Raw genomic sequence first — 14,826 nt, forward strand, 5'->3', positions numbered from 1 at the left:
TCATTTCAGGTTCTGGCGCAGCAGCATGGTGCCGCCGCGCTGGGTAAATTCAAGTTGTTTGAGGGCGCTCATGCCCAGCAGCACGGTCTCCCCGTCCAGGCCAGGCACTACCAGGGCGCGCACATCGTGCAGCCGGATATCCCCCAACTGCAGGCTGTTCAGGCGCGTTCGATAGCCTTCGGTACGGCCGTTGGCGGTGCTCAGCACCACCGAGCTGCCACGCTGCAGGCCAAGGCCCTGGGCCAATGACTCTGGAATCGCCACATCGGTGGCGCCGGTATCGAGCATGAAATGCACGCTTTGGCCGTTGATCGCACCATCGGCCACGAAATGCCCCTGGCCGTTGCCAACCAGGCGTATTTCGATGAAACCGTCACCGTGCTCGGATTGCACCTGCGCGTTCGGGTTGCGCTGGTGGTCTTCCCACTGCCCGAAAAAGCGCGTGGCCAGGAACAGGCCCGCCGCCCAGGCGAGGATCAACAGTATCTTGCCGGCACGCTTGCCCGCTGGCTGACTCATGGCGTAGCGCTCCAGCCACCTGGTGGTGCGTGGAAGCGCCAGACGATCGGCCGGTTTTCGCCATCGGCACGGTCACCGTTGTTGTTGTCCAGGCCGATCCACGCGCCGTTGGCATCGATCACCAACGCTTCGGCCAGGCCGAACGGCTGATCATAGAGGCGCTGGGGCACCAAGGCCTCGGCTGCGAACGACCAGCAACGCTCGACCTTGCCATCATTGGCATCACGACGGCATACCCGGTAGGCGTTTCGCTCGAGGGTGAACAGCTTGCCTTCGAACCAGGCAAGGTCGGCAAAGTCACGCGACAGCGCACGGGGGTTGGGCATCTGCGCTGGCTGCATTTCGACGCCGGCTTCGCTGAGCAGCACACAACTGCGCCCGCAGGTCCAAACCGACTGCTGGCGCTCTATGGCCACCAGCCCCCGGCGTTCACGCTCGGCTGCAAGCCACAGACGGTCACCTGCCGGACTGATGGCCAAACCCTCGAACAACGCATTGAAATTGAGCAGCATGCCACTGGCACGGGCCTGGCGCACCATTGCCGGGTCGATCCTCAACCAGCTCGGCTCACCCTCGGTCGGCAGTTGCAGCACCGCGGCGTGGGCTTCGCTGACCAGATAGAGGTTGCCCGCCTGGTCACAGGTGATGCCTTCATAATCCAGTTCGCCACCCCGGATGTAGGACGCCGCCCAGTTTCGCGACTTCAACCCCCACGGCAGGCCGCTTTCGGGCACCGGCGGTGGCGTGAATGTCAGCGGCTGGGCGCGCCAGACGGCGTTCTGCTGGTCAAAGCGGTAGATGCGATCGTCATCACGATCGGAAACACCCCAAAGCCCACCACGGCATGCAGCCAGGCCAGACAAGTTGCCGCCGCGCATGCCCTCGATAGGGTGCTCGGAGGCCAACTTGAGTTCAGGCCAGTTGGCAGCCAGGCTCGGCAAGGCCACCAGCGTTAGACAGGCCGCGACCAGCAGACGGATCAAACCTGTACCTCAGCCAGATTGCCTTTGGTTTCCAGCCAGCTCTTGCGGTCGCCTGCGCGCTTCTTGGCCAGCAGCATATCCATGATTTCGGTGGTGCTCTGTACATCGTCCAAGGTCAGCTGGACCAGGCGCCGGGTGTTCGGGTCCATGGTCGTTTCACGCAGCTGCGGCGGGTTCATCTCACCGAGGCCCTTGAAGCGGGTAACCTGCGGTTTGCCGCGCTTCTTCTCGGCCACCAGGCGGTCGAGGATACCGTCACGCTCGGCTTCATCCAGGGCGTAGTAGATTTCCTTGCCCAAGTCGATGCGGTACAGCGGCGGCATGGCCACGTAGATGTGGCCGGCCTCGATCAACGGGCGGAAGTGCTGGACAAACAGGGCGCATAGCAAGGTGGCGATGTGCAAGCCGTCGGAGTCGGCGTCGGCGAGGATGCAGATCTTGCCGTAACGCAGCTGCGACAGATCGGCCGCCCCAGGGTCTACACCGATCGCCACGGCGATGTTATGCACCTCCTGGCTGGCCAGCACCTCGCCGCCGTCCACCTCCCAGGTGTTGAGGATCTTGCCGCGCAGCGGCAGGATGGCCTGGAACTCCTTGTCACGCGCCTGCTTGGCCGAACCACCGGCCGAATCACCCTCCACCAGGAACAGCTCGGCACGCATTGGGTCCTGCCCTGCGCAATCGGCCAGCTTGCCAGGCAACGCGGGGCCTTGGGTGATGCGCTTGCGCTCGACCTTCTTGCTGGCCTTCAAGCGCCGGCCGGCGTTGCTGATGGCAAGTTCCGCCAGCTGCATGCCAAGCTCAGGGTGGGCGTTGAGCCACAGGCTGAAAGCGTCCTTGACCACACCGGAGACGAACGCCGCAGCCTCGCGGGATGACAGACGCTCCTTGGTCTGGCCAGAGAACTGGGGCTCCTGCATCTTCATCGAGAGCACAAAGGTGATGCGCTCCCAGACGTCTTCAGGCGCCAGCTTCACCCCGCGCGGCAGCAAGTTGCGGAACTCGCAGAATTCGCGCATGGCATCGAGCAAGCCTTGGCGCAGACCGTTGACGTGGGTACCGCCCTGGGCGGTGGGAATCAGGTTGACATAGCTTTCCTGAACGCTGTCACCGCCCTCGGGCAGCCACAGCAGCGCCCAGTCCACGGCTTCCTTGTTACCTGCCAGGCTGCCGCAGAATGGCTCGTCAGGCAGGCGCTGGAACTCGCTGACAGAATCGACCAGGTAAGAGCGCAGGCCGTCTTCGTAATGCCACTCGACCTTTTCACCGCTGGCTTTGTCTTCGAAGCTGACCAGCAGGCCTGGGCACAGTACGGCCTTGGCCTTGAGTACATGCTTGAGCCGGCTGATGGAGAACTTCGCGGAATCGAAGTACTTCGGGTCGGGGCTGAAATACACACTGGTACCGGTGTTGCGCTTGCCGACCGTGCCGACCACTTCCAGCTCACTGGCCTTGAAGCCGTCGGCAAAGGTCATCTGGTATTCGTTGCCGTCGCGTTTGACACGCACGCGCACTTGGGTCGAAAGGGCATTGACCACCGAAATACCCACGCCATGCAGGCCGCCGGAGAACTGGTAGTTCTTGTTGGAGAACTTGCCACCAGCATGCAGCTTGGTGAGGATCAGTTCGACCCCCGACACCCCCTCCTCAGGGTGGATATCCACCGGCATGCCACGGCCGTCGTCGCTGACCTCCAAGGAATGATCAGCGTGCAGGATGACCTGCACCGAACGGGCGTGACCGGCCAGGGCTTCGTCGACACTGTTGTCGATGACTTCCTGGGCCAGGTGGTTGGGCCGGCTGGTATCGGTATACATACCCGGGCGTTTACGCACCGGGTCGAGGCCGGAGAGGACTTCGATGGCGTCTGCGTTATAAGCGCTAGCGCTGGGATTGGCCATGGGTTCTCGTCGTCAGTCTGGTGAATGCAAAAAGATCAAAATACAGAAAAATCGAGCGCCGCATACTGCTGCCGGGCAATGCCAGCGAAAGCCAGCAGCCCTGGCAACTGCTCAGCGAAGCCTTGGTAACTGTGGTCGCCACCCGCCTGAATGCGCAGGGCGCACGCCCGGTAGTACTGCTGGGCATGGCGGTAGTCCAGGGTTTCGTCGGCGGTCTGCAACCACACCTGATAGCGGCCTGGCTCGGTCGGAGCCGGCACTTCGAGCTCGGCCAACGCCTGCACATGGTCCAGGGTCAGCTCCCAGGCCTGGCCCGTGTAATGGTTGCGCTGGGTACCCAGGTAACCGTCAAACCGGGTGTGGGGAGTGACCGCCGGATTGACCAGCAGCGCCTTGAGCCCATGGCGCTCGGCCAGGTGCGTGGCATAGTAGCCGCCGAGCGAACTGCCTACCAGCAGGGGCGCCCCGAGTTCGGCGATGGCAGCTTCGAGCTGGATCATGGCCTGGCGCGGGTGGTGGTGCAGGTCCGGGATGCGCAGCTGCTGCGACAGGCCCATCTGCTGCATGGCAGCCGCCAGCTGGCGCGCCTTGGTGGACTGTGCCGAACTGTTGAAGCCATGGATATAGAGGATGGAACCCGACATGCTGCCCCCGAAATCTGCGGCTTCGCGCCCATTGATACGGGCGCAGGGACGCGCAGTGTAGCGTGTTCGCCGGGTTTTGGCGCTGGATGGCCTATTTCGCAACACTTTCATCCGGCAGCCGGCGCGATTGCTCGCCCCCACTGTATCAATAGCCTGGGCTGTCGAAATCCAGCTGCACGGTAAAGTCAGTGGCCCGTTGCACGCCGGTTTCCAAGCGCCCATCGGCATGCAGGCGCAGCCAGCGATACCCCGGTTGCTCTTCGCTGACCTTGAAAGCCTCACTGCCCGCCGCAAACTGGATGCAGGTCGACGGCGTAGCCAGCAAGCGCAAGCCGTCACGCCGTTCATCCCACGGCTGATGGATATGCCCCCAGAGCAAGGCCTTTACCTGTGGGTGGCTGCGCAGGCGCTGCAACAGTTGATCGGCATTGCGCAACCCAATCGGGGCTATCCAGGCGCAACCCACATCTACCGGCTGATGGTGGCAGCACACCAGGCAATAGCGCTCGCCGGCCGTGGCCAGCGCGTCATCGAGGATCGACAGCTGGTCCTGGGCAAGCAAACCGTGGGTGGCCCCTGGCACCGCCGAGTTCAGCATCACTACCCGCCAACGGCCAACATCGGTGACCGATTGCACGAGCTCTGGCGCCACTTCGGCCATGAGCCTGGCTTCGTCGTGGTTTCCCGCAAGCCACCGGGTAGGCGCGGCGATTTCCCCGGTCAATTGGCGAAAGGCTTCATACGACGCCACACTGCCGTCCTGGGACAGGTCGCCCGTACAGAGCAACAGGTCGACGCACGGCTGTTCCCTGCGGACCTGTGCAACCACATGGCGCAGGCTCTCACGGGTATTGAGACCGAGCATGGTGCCCGCCGGGCTGGCGAACAAATGGGCGTCGGTCAGTTGCACCACGTGCACGGGTGCTGGGCAGGGGTCTGGGTGCGGCAACGGCCGTCTCCTCCAACAGGTACTGCACCGATTATGAGCCCGCGCTGGCGGCGAGCAAACACTCGCTGGCGAAGCGGATCACATTTCAGCGCACACTTGCCAGTTCATGGCCGCAGGCCAGGCAGTGGCTGAGCCATTCACCCAGAAACAGATTGAGCTGCGCCTTTTCGTCCGGCTGGTGCATGGCCTTGTTGGGGTACGGGTAAATGCTGCGCAGGCGCCGGGTATGCTCGGCGCTGATCACCTCGGCCATGCGCGCATCGTGATACACCTGCACCTCCAGCTGCGGCACCGGCAGCCATGGCAGGCTGTGCTCCTGGCGCACGCGCACGGTGGTGGTGTATGGGCAAGCCAACAGCACATCGAGCACTAGCACACCCAGCATCTGGTCACCCTGGGTCATGCCAATGCGCCGGGAACTCTGCGTTGTACGCATATCGGGCAGCAGGCGCATGAGCCGGGCGTAGTTGGCCTCGCAGGCTGCCTGCAGCCCGGCCAGATCGACCCGATAACGCTCACGCAAAAGGTTCACTTCCACATACCTCGAACTTCATCTTTGTTCAGCGCCAGCCACTGCAGGCCGATGATGGTCGCCGCGTTGCAGATGCGCCCGTCACGCACTGCCTGTAGCGCATCTTCGAACGACCAGACCCGCACGCGAATGTCCTCGCCCTCTTCTTCGAGCCCATGCAGGCCCCCGGCGCTTTCGCTGCTGCAACGCCCCAGAAACAGGTGAACGTACTCATCGCTACCACCAGGAGAGGGGAAGTAGCGAGTCATGGGCCACAAGGCGCTGAAACTCAGCCCCGCCTCTTCTTCGGCTTCGCGATGGGCGACTTCTTCCGGTTGCTCGTCCTTGTCGATCAGCCCGGCGACCATTTCGATCAGCCAAGGGTTATCGATTTTTTCCAGAGCGCCCACGCGAAACTGCTCGATCAACACCACCTCGTCGCGCAGCGGGTCGTAGGGCAGTACGCACACTGCGTCGTGGCGCACGAACAGTTCACGGCTGATCTCGCGGCCCATGCCGCCAGCGAACAGTTCGTGGCGCAGCTGCACTTTGTCGAGTTTGTAAAAGCCCTTGAAACAGTTTGCCCGGTTGACGATCTCGACCGCCTTGGGCACCGAATTCAACGTATCTGTCATTGCAACCCCCATCTACCTCGAATACCGCATCGCGCCATCCTACTCTGCACGCTTGCGCGTTTCACCCCTTTCCGGCAACCGTTCGCACACTCGGGACAGTACGTCTTCACTCTGTTAGCTTAGTGGCGAACCGAAGGCCGCGCAGACGGTCATAGTCCGACTTTTCCCTGTTCTGCAAGGATCATCATGACACTCGTCAAACTGACTTCCGTGGCCGTGCTGGCACTCGCTCTGGGCGCCTGCCAGAGCCTGTTCGCGCCCAACTACCGGACCCCGCTGGAGGTCAAGCGTGATGCCTGGGAGCACGTCAAGCCCGGCTGCAGCGCCAGCGACTGCCCGCTGGTGAACATCGACACCGTTCATTTCCCGGCCCAGCCCAAGCTCGACGCCATTGTCGAAAAACGCCTGCTGCAACTGACCGAAGACAATCAGCATGGCACCGCGCCAAGCTCCCTGCAGGCCTACGAGCAGCAATACCTGGCCAGTGCCGACAAACGCAACAGCAGCTACTTGCAAGCCAAGGTACGCGAGCAGCATGACGGGCTGGTGATCATCGAGCTGTCCAGCTACCTGGACAGTGGCGGCGCCAACGGTATGCCGGGGCGCGGTTTCATCAACTACTCGCGCAAGCTGGATAAGGTCCTGACCCTGCAGGACATGCTGGTGCCAGGCCAGGAGCAAGCCTTCTGGAAGACCGTCGAGGAGTCCCACCGCGCCTGGCTGATCAGCGTTGGCATGGACAAGGATGCCGAGTTCGTCAAGACCTGGCCATTCAAGCGCTCGCCACACATCGCCTTGACCTACGGCGCAGTCGTGGTGAAGTACGAGGTGTATGCCATTGCGCCCTATTCCATGGGCCACGTCGAACTGAAAATCCCCTATCCGCGCCTGAACGGCATCCTCAAGCCCGAGCTATTTCCCGGCCGCGGCTGAAGCTCAGCAGCCCGTGCAAGCTACCTGCCAGCAACAGTGCTGGCAGGGTAGCGCCCAGCTCTGGCGCCTTGGCGGCGATCAGGTGATAGGCCACCACGCCCACAACCCAAGCCACCAGCGCCTGCCAGTGCAACCCCTCGACCTGGGCGGGCAGGCGCCGCCGACGGATCACGTAGTGGTCCATCAGCACGACGCCGAACAACGGTGCGAACACCGAGCCGATCAACAGCAGGAAGTTCTCGTACTGGGCCAATGGCGCCAGCAGGGCGATCAAGGTGCACAGCACGCCGATAGCCAACGCCAGGTGCTCTACCTTGAGCGGCAGCAACACACCAGTTGAAACAGCCGCCGAGTGAATGTCGGCGAAGGCTTTTTCCGACTCGTCCAGCAAAATCAGCAGCAGCGGTATACCCATGCCCGCGCCTGCCAGGGCAAGCAGCAGCGCATTGACCTCACCACTGGCGGCAAATGCCAGGGTGTAGGCCACGCCCAGGCTCATCAGCCAGGTGTTGCCGATGAAATAGCCAACCACGGTGCCACCGAACACATGCTTGCCGTTGCGCGCGAAGCGCGAGTAGTCAGCAATCAGCGGCAACCACGAAAGCGGCATGGCGATGGCGATGTCGAAGCCCACGGCCAGGGACATCGAACCGTCCCCGGCGCGGTTCCACAATTGCCCAAGGTCGGCCTTGGCGAACAGGTTCCAGGTCAGCCACAGGCACGCCCCCAGCAACAGCCAGATCCCCCAGGCGCGCAACACCTTGCGCACGAACGCCAAGGGCCCGCTGACCGCCAACAAGGTGGCCAAGGCGCCGAAGCACAGGGTCCAGAGCATCGGGCTGTTCCAGGCACTGTCTTCACCGAATGCCCGCGCGCCCAGCAGGCTTGCGGCATCGCGCATGACGATGATCTCGAAGGCTCCCCAACCCACCAATTGCAGCAGGTTGAGCAGAGCCGGAAGGCGTGCGCCGTGGCGGCCCAGGCTCAGTTTCAGGGTACCCATGGCCGACAGGCCGGTGTCGCTGCCGATGACACCGGCAGCCCCCAGCAGCAGCACACCGACACCGGTGCCCAAGGCAATGGCCAGCACCGCGCCGGCAAGGCCCAGCCCAGGCGCCAGCATGGCGCCGACCTGTAGCACCATCAGGCCGATGCCCAGGGAGAACCATAGCGAGAAAAGGTCACGGGCACCGAAGATGCGTTGGTGGGTGGGGACCGGGTGGTCGGGGGAAAATTGGCTTGGGGTGGTCATTGTTGTGATCGCCGAAAGTGTTGAGGTATTTGCTGAGCCGGCAGGCCTGTTCGCGGGGTCACCCACGAAGAGCCGGCCGGTTCTAGGCAGCTATAAAGCCAGTTACACCTTGTGATAAAGCTGGCTGCCTTCCTGGCGGAACCGCTCGGCCTGCTCACGCATGCCTTGCTCGACCGTCACATCGACGGTTTCGATCTTGGCGGCGTATTCACGCACTTCCTGGGTGATTTTCATCGAACAGAACTTAGGCCCGCACATCGAGCAGAAGTGGGCGACCTTGGCCGATTCCTTTGGCAGGGTTTCGTCGTGGAAAGCTCGCGCGGTGTCTGGGTCCAGGCCGAGGTTGAACTGGTCTTCCCAGCGGAACTCGAAACGCGCCTTGGACAAAGCGTTGTCGCGGATCTGCGCACCAGGGTGGCCTTTGGCGAGATCCGCGGCGTGGGCGGCGATCTTGTAAGTGATGATGCCGGTTTTCACATCATCCTTGTTCGGCAGGCCCAGGTGCTCTTTGGGGGTGACATAGCAGAGCATGGCACAGCCAAACCAGCCGATCATGGCCGCACCAATACCCGAGGTGATGTGGTCATAACCGGGTGCGATGTCGGTGGTCAGTGGGCCAAGGGTGTAGAACGGCGCCTCGTCGCAGCATTCGAGCTGCTTGTCCATGTTTTCCTTGATCAGTTGCATTGGCACATGGCCAGGGCCTTCGATCATGCATTGCACATCGTGTTTCCAGGCGATCTTGGTCAGCTCGCCCAGGGTTTCCAGCTCACCGAACTGGGCCGCATCGTTGGCGTCAGCGATCGAACCCGGGCGCAGGCCGTCGCCAAGGGAGAAGCTGACGTCGTAGGCCTTCATGATTTCGCAGATCTCATCGAAGTGCGTGTACAGGAAGTTTTCCTTGTGATGGGCCAGGCACCACTTGGCCATGATCGAGCCGCCGCGGCTGACGATGCCGGTGACGCGCTTGGCGGTCAGAGGCACATAGCGCAGCAGCACCCCGGCGTGGATGGTGAAGTAATCGACCCCCTGCTCGGCCTGTTCGATCAACGTGTCGCGGAACAGCTCCCAGGTCAGGTCCTCGGCCACGCCGTTGACCTTTTCCAGTGCTTGGTAGATTGGCACGGTGCCGATCGGTACCGGCGAATTGCGGATGATCCACTCACGGGTTTCGTGAATGTGCTTGCCGGTGGACAAGTCCATGACGGTGTCCGAGCCCCAGCGAATGCCCCAGGTCAGCTTGGCCACTTCTTCTTCGATCGAGGAACCCAGGGCGCTGTTGCCGATGTTGCCATTGATCTTCACCAGGAAGTTGCGGCCAATGATCATCGGCTCCAGCTCCGGGTGGTTGATGTTGGCCGGGATAATCGCACGGCCGCGGGCGACTTCCTGGCGGACGAACTCCGGGGTGATCTCTTTGGGAATGTTGGCCCCGAAGCTGTGGCCTGCGTGCTGCTCGTTGAGCAGACCGGCGGCGCGCGCCTCTTGCAGCTTCATGTTCTCGCGGATGGCCACGTACTCCATCTCGGCGGTGATAATGCCCTGGCGAGCGTAGTGCATCTGTGAAACATTGGCGCCGGTCTTGGCCCGGCGCGGGTTGCGCACATGGGCGAAGCGCAGCTTGGCCAATTGCGCATCGTTCAGCCGCTGCTGCCCGAATTCGGAGCTCAGGCCATCCAGTCGCTCGGTGTCGCCACGGGCCTCGATCCAGGCTGAACGCACGTCGGCCAGGCCCTTGCGCACGTCGATGATGATGTTGGGATCGGTATAGGGGCCGGAGGTGTCATAGACCAGCACGGGGGCATTGGTTTCGCCGCCGAAGTCGGTCGGTGTGTCGTCCAGGCTGATTTCACGCATGGGTACGCGGATGTCCGGGCGCGAGCCTTCGACATAAACCTTGCGCGAACGTGGGAAGGGTTGCACGGATTGCTGATCGACTTGCGCCGACTCGCTGAGGTTGATCGTTTTTTCTTGTTGGCTCATCACAGGCTCTCCAGACGGCTTCCTAGCAGTGGAATGTCGGGGTGAACCTGAACGGCATGGACGCACTCTTGATTAGTGCAGTGCCAGATATGGGGGTGCCTGAAGCTGCATGCAGCTGCGACATTCCCGGACCTGGCACAAGAGGCTCCCCGGGAAGGCGAGCAATCTTGTTCCCTACGCAGGCGCTAACCTGATCAGGTTCAACGGGATCCGCACCTCTGCGATCTCAGCCTTTGCTTCAAGGCACCCCGACAAGAACCTGCGCAGTCTAGACTGGTGTGGCCGGTAAAGCCAAGCGGGTAAATGGCCAGGGGGATGAAAGGCAGAGCCTGTGATTGTTGGCAGATGCGCATGGCACTACACTGGCCCATCGTTCGATACTCAACAGTTCAGTAATTAAATTTTTCGTACAAGGATTGCCTCTATGCTGCGCAAACTTTCACTGGCAATAGCCGTGTCTTGTGCGTCCAATACAGGGGTCTGGGCAGCTGACATGCCCACGACGGTAAAGACCGACCTGGTGAGTGTTTACCAGGAAGCTGTCGACAACAACGCCGATCTTGCTGCCGCACGTGCCGATTACGGCGCGCAGAAAGAAGTCGTACCGCAGGCCAGGGCTGGCCTGCTGCCCAACCTTTCGGCCGGCGCCGAGATGCTCAACACCCGCACCAAAATCGACCAGCCTTCGGCTACGGCCAACCGCAGCGGCAACACGTGGAGCGCTACCCTGGCGCAACCGATCTTCCGCGCCGATCGCTGGTTCCAGCTTCAGGCTGCTGAAGCGGTCGATGAACAGGCGGCGCTGCAATTGTCGGCCACCGAACAGAACCTGATTCTGCAAACGGCACAAAACTACTTCTCCGTATTGCGTGCCCAGGACAATCTTGCTGCGACCAAGGCCGAGGAAGCAGCCCTCAAGCGCCAGCTGGACCAATCCAACGAACGCTTCGATGTCGGCCTTTCCGACAAGACCGACGTGTTGCAGTCCCAGGCCAGCTACGACACCGCCCGCGCCAACCGGATCATCGCCGAGCGCCAGGTACAGGATGCCTTCGAGGCGTTGGTCACGCTGACCAACCGCGAATACAGCTCGATCCAGGGCGTGGTGCACACGCTACCGGTCAGGGTGCCGACCCCTAACGACGCCAAAGCCTGGGTGGAAACCGCTGGCCGCCAGAACCTCAATCTGCTGGCCACCAACTACGCCGTGGCCGCCGCCGAGCAAACCCTGCGCCAGCGCAAGGCCGGCCATGCGCCGACCCTCGATGCCGTGGCCAAATACCAGAAAGGCGACAACGATAACCTGGGCTTCAACAACCCATCACCGTTCGGCCAGCGCTACAGCGGCGATGTGGAGCAGACCAGCGTCGGCCTGCAGCTGAACATCCCGATCTATAGCGGTGGCTTGACCAGCTCGCAGGTCCGTGAGGCCTACGCCCGCCTGACCCAGAGCGAGCAGCAGCGCGAAAGTCTGCGCCGCCAGGTAGTCGAGAACACCCGCAACCTGCATCGCGCGGTGAATACCGACGTGGAACAGGTGCAGGCCCGCAAGCAGTCGATCATCTCCAACCAGAGCGCGCTGGAGGCCACCGAGATCGGCTACCAGGTTGGCACACGCAACATCGTCGACGTCCTCGACGCACAGCGCCAGCTGTACACATCGGTGCGTGACTACAACAACAGCCGCTATGACTACATTCTGGATAACCTGAGCCTGAAACAGGCAGCCGGCACGCTGAGCCCGCAGGATCTGCAGGACCTCAGGCAGTACCTGAAACCGGACTACAACCCGGACAAGGACTTCCTACCACCGGACCTGGCGGCGGCGGCGGCGAAAAACTTCGAGCGCAGGCCCTCGACGCCTTGAAAGGTATCGCCCAGGCCAACCCTCCTGACTAGTATTTCTGTCAGTTTCGCATGCTGGCCTTTTTTCATAGCGTAGTGGCTGACCCACCGCTTGGAGAGAGGCCAGCATGTACAACAATCCCCAGACTACGCCCCCCGCCCCCCGGTTAATACAGTACAACTTCACCGAATGGTTGGGCGCCCTGTGCCCTGCAGCTGAAGGCAAGCTGCTGGTGGTGGGCAACTCTGCGCAGGAAGATGGCAAATTCACTCTGGCTCGCCTGCTGCCCGATGGTGAGCTCGATACTTCTTTCAATGAAAGGGGCTTGATCGAGCATGCCTTCGACGAGCAGGCGATTTTCTACGCACTGTCTGTGCATCTAGAGCCATCCAACGCCCAAGAGCACGCGAAGATCTTTATAAGCGGCGTACTTTTCGCTGAGCAGGGCATCTATCCAGCGGCTGCCCGCTGCTTGGCTTCTGGAAGCCTGGACGACAGCTTTGCCGACCAGGGACTGTTCATTTTCAATGATTCACGCTACACGGCGTCACCGGCGAACTATAAGGCTGCATCTTGCCGTCAGCGCATTGCCTCTCTCGGCATGACGGGTGCTGGTGCCGCAACCCTAGCCGATGGTGGCTATCTACTCTCCCCGGCCGAAACAGGTCTCGTACTGAAACTGACATCGGCAGGCACACTGGACACCTCGTTCGCCAAAGACGGCGTGCTCGAACCGTCAAACTTCGAAGCTAGCAACGCCATTGTGCTGGGCAAGCGCCTTTACCTCACTGGTCAGCAGCGGCAAGGTGGCACGGTAGCGGCCTACACGCCGCAGGGTGAACTGGACGAAAGCTTTGGTGAAGGTGGCATGGTGAACATCGCGACCAAACTGCTAGCGCTTGCGCCAGGTGAAGATGGGCAGTCGCTGAACGTAGTCGGGGTAACCGACACCGACGGCAACAATCGTGGATGCCTGGCTCGCCTCAAAACCAACGGTAGTCTGCTGCTCAAGCCAGTGGTGATAGCGCCGGCAAACCGCGAAGCCGACTTGAGGTATGTCATGTCCCGCACAGACCAAAGCGCACAGCAGCGCATCTATGGACTGGGGCAAACGACCGAGCAGAATCGTGACGCTCGCTACTACATCGCCTCCCGCCATGCCGATGGCACGGTTGCCGATGATTTCCCCGGCGGCCTGGTGGTAGCGCAAGTGAACTCAACCGTACTGGGGTGCGACCTGGTTGGCTCCAACGAGTTAGCACTCTGCGGGTATGTCGGTAGCCAAGGCTTCGTCGCCTGGTACCCGCTGGCCGAATGAAAGCCCACCCCCTGAGCATCTGCGTAAGGGCCGACGCCCAGTCTTTTGGCGCAAGCCCTACGCAGAAGCCGGTTCAGTCGCGCAGCAAACGGGCAAGGCCCTCCAGCAGACGCTGCAAGGCGCCTTGGTTGGCCCTCATCACCGCCCGGCCCGCCTCACCCATGCGCTGTGCATCCTGCGGCAGCTCGATCAAGCGCCGCACGGCTTCGGCCAGACCATCGGCATTATCGACCTGCTGCAAAGCGCCGGCTTCGCGCAACATCGCGCTGATTTCAAGGAAATTGAACACGTGGGGCCCCATCAGCATTGGCAACGCCAACGCGGCGGGCTCCAGTGGGTTATGCCCCCCCGTAGCGACCAGGCTGCCCCCCACGAATGCAATGTCGGCGAGCGCGTAGAGGAACAGCAACTCACCCATGGTGTCGCCCAACAGCACCTGGGCCTGGGCCGTTACCGCTGCGCCACTGGAGCGGCGTACCGTGGCGAACTGCGCAGCGCACGAGGCATGCACGGCATTGAAGCGCTCAGGATGGCGCGGCACCAGGATCAGCAGCGCATCCCCATGCACCTGCAACAATTGCCGGTGGGCCTGCAAAATCAAGGCATCTTCGCCTTCGTGGGTGCTGGCGGCGATCCATACCGGGCGCTGGGTGGCGCCCCATCGCTCGCGCAGGGCTCTGGCCTGGGGCACCAATTGCTCATCGATCTTGAGGTCGAACTTGATCGAGCCAGTCACCTGCACGCATTCAGCCCGCGCCCCCAGGTCAAGAAAGCGCTGCGCCTCAGCCTCTGTCTGCACTGCGATGAAGCTCATTTCGGCAAGCATGGGCCGGGTCAGCTTGGCAAAACGCGCATATCCACGTGCCGAACGCTCTGACAAGCGGGCGTTGGCCAGGGCCACGGGGATGCCACGCTTTGCGCACTGATGGATGTGGTTGGGCCACAGTTCGGTTTCCATGATGATGCCCAACCGAGGACGCACGTGGTCCAGGAACCGCCCGGCCGCCCACGGCAAGTCATAGGGCAGGTAACAATGCTGGATGCGCGGTTCATCGGCGAACATGGCGCGAATACGCTCGGACCCGGTCGGGGTCATGCAGGTGAGCGTGATCGATGAATCCGGGTATGCCTTGAGCAGCGCACGCACCAACGGTGCAGCAGCGATGCTCTCACCGACCGATACGGCGTGCACCCAAATGCCGCCCTGGTGCATGACCAGCAGATCAAGGGCAAAGCGCTCAGCGATGCGCTGGCCGTAGGCAGGCGCCTTGCGCGCGCGCAGGTACAGGCGCAGCGCAACCAGCGGCAGGCCCAGGTGAAACAGCAAGGTATAGAGTGTTCTGTTCATGGCG

Annotated in this window: 13 protein-coding genes and 1 riboswitch; of the genes, 3 read left to right on the forward strand and 10 right to left on the reverse strand. The window is 62.1% G+C overall.

The annotated features are described in order from the left end of the window. The 7 genes from J5M56_RS13200 to J5M56_RS13230 form a co-directional block, all read right to left on the reverse strand. Positions 1-519, reverse strand: coding sequence for a TIGR02281 family clan AA aspartic protease (locus J5M56_RS13200; RefSeq protein ID WP_207937103.1), 519 nt, complete (start codon positions 517-519; stop codon positions 1-3). Further along, the gene (locus tag J5M56_RS13205; protein ID WP_207937104.1) at positions 516-1,502 is read right to left on the reverse strand and encodes an esterase-like activity of phytase family protein; all 987 of its coding nucleotides are present in this window, start codon (positions 1,500-1,502) and stop codon (positions 516-518) included. The genes J5M56_RS13200 and J5M56_RS13205 overlap by 4 nt, the downstream gene beginning before the upstream one ends. Continuing rightward, positions 1,499-3,403 carry a DNA topoisomerase IV subunit B gene (parE, locus tag J5M56_RS13210; protein ID WP_060479253.1) on the reverse strand — a complete coding sequence of 635 codons (1,905 nt, stop codon included), beginning with the start codon at positions 3,401-3,403 and terminating at the stop codon, positions 1,499-1,501. Before parE ends, J5M56_RS13205 begins: the two co-directional genes overlap by 4 nt. 35 nt (positions 3,404-3,438) lie before the next feature. Next, the gene (locus J5M56_RS13215) at positions 3,439-4,047 is read right to left on the reverse strand and encodes a YqiA/YcfP family alpha/beta fold hydrolase (protein ID WP_186476367.1); all 609 of its coding nucleotides are present in this window, start codon (positions 4,045-4,047) and stop codon (positions 3,439-3,441) included. Positions 4,048-4,192: 145 nt separating this feature from the next. Further along, positions 4,193-4,996 carry a 3',5'-cyclic-AMP phosphodiesterase gene (gene cpdA, locus J5M56_RS13220; protein WP_186476366.1) on the reverse strand — a complete coding sequence of 268 codons (804 nt, stop codon included), beginning with the start codon at positions 4,994-4,996 and terminating at the stop codon, positions 4,193-4,195. A gap of 85 nt (positions 4,997-5,081) precedes the next feature. Next, positions 5,082-5,534, reverse strand: coding sequence for a DUF1249 domain-containing protein (locus J5M56_RS13225; RefSeq protein ID WP_060479255.1), 453 nt, complete (start codon positions 5,532-5,534; stop codon positions 5,082-5,084). Then, complete coding sequence (locus J5M56_RS13230; protein ID WP_060479256.1) at positions 5,525-6,142, reverse strand: NUDIX domain-containing protein; 618 nt, start codon at positions 6,140-6,142, stop codon at positions 5,525-5,527. Before J5M56_RS13230 ends, J5M56_RS13225 begins: the two co-directional genes overlap by 10 nt. 186 nt (positions 6,143-6,328) lie before the next feature. Here J5M56_RS13230 and J5M56_RS13235 point away from each other — a divergent pair, with 186 nt between their 5' ends. Beyond that, positions 6,329-7,075, forward strand: coding sequence for an RsiV family protein (locus J5M56_RS13235; RefSeq protein WP_207937105.1), 747 nt, complete (start codon positions 6,329-6,331; stop codon positions 7,073-7,075). Here the strand turns inward: J5M56_RS13235 and cytX are convergent. Next, complete coding sequence (cytX, locus tag J5M56_RS13240; RefSeq protein ID WP_186476365.1) at positions 7,044-8,327, reverse strand: putative hydroxymethylpyrimidine transporter CytX; 1,284 nt, start codon at positions 8,325-8,327, stop codon at positions 7,044-7,046. The two genes, J5M56_RS13235 and cytX, sit on opposite strands and share 32 nt — an antisense overlap. Before the next feature lie 102 nt (positions 8,328-8,429). Then, positions 8,430-10,310, reverse strand: coding sequence for a phosphomethylpyrimidine synthase ThiC (gene thiC, locus J5M56_RS13245; RefSeq protein ID WP_186476364.1), 1,881 nt, complete (start codon positions 10,308-10,310; stop codon positions 8,430-8,432). A gap of 154 nt (positions 10,311-10,464) precedes the next feature. Then, positions 10,465-10,571: riboswitch (TPP riboswitch) on the reverse strand. 163 nt (positions 10,572-10,734) lie between these two features. Here thiC and J5M56_RS13250 point away from each other — a divergent pair. Continuing rightward, positions 10,735-12,177, forward strand: coding sequence for a TolC family outer membrane protein (locus tag J5M56_RS13250; protein ID WP_060479260.1), 1,443 nt, complete (start codon positions 10,735-10,737; stop codon positions 12,175-12,177). A 106-nt stretch (positions 12,178-12,283) separates the two neighbouring features. Further along, complete coding sequence (locus J5M56_RS13255; protein WP_186476363.1) at positions 12,284-13,474, forward strand: delta-60 repeat domain-containing protein; 1,191 nt, start codon at positions 12,284-12,286, stop codon at positions 13,472-13,474. Between the two features lie 73 nt (positions 13,475-13,547). On the opposite strand, the gene waaA is transcribed toward J5M56_RS13255, so the two are convergent. Beyond that, positions 13,548-14,822, reverse strand: coding sequence for a lipid IV(A) 3-deoxy-D-manno-octulosonic acid transferase (gene waaA, locus J5M56_RS13260; RefSeq protein WP_207937106.1), 1,275 nt, complete (start codon positions 14,820-14,822; stop codon positions 13,548-13,550). Between the last annotated feature and the right edge of the window lie 4 nt (positions 14,823-14,826).

It is taken from the genome of Pseudomonas sp. 51_B (genome assembly GCF_017491595.1).
GTDB lineage: Bacteria > Pseudomonadota > Gammaproteobacteria > Pseudomonadales > Pseudomonadaceae > Aquipseudomonas > Aquipseudomonas promysalinigenes.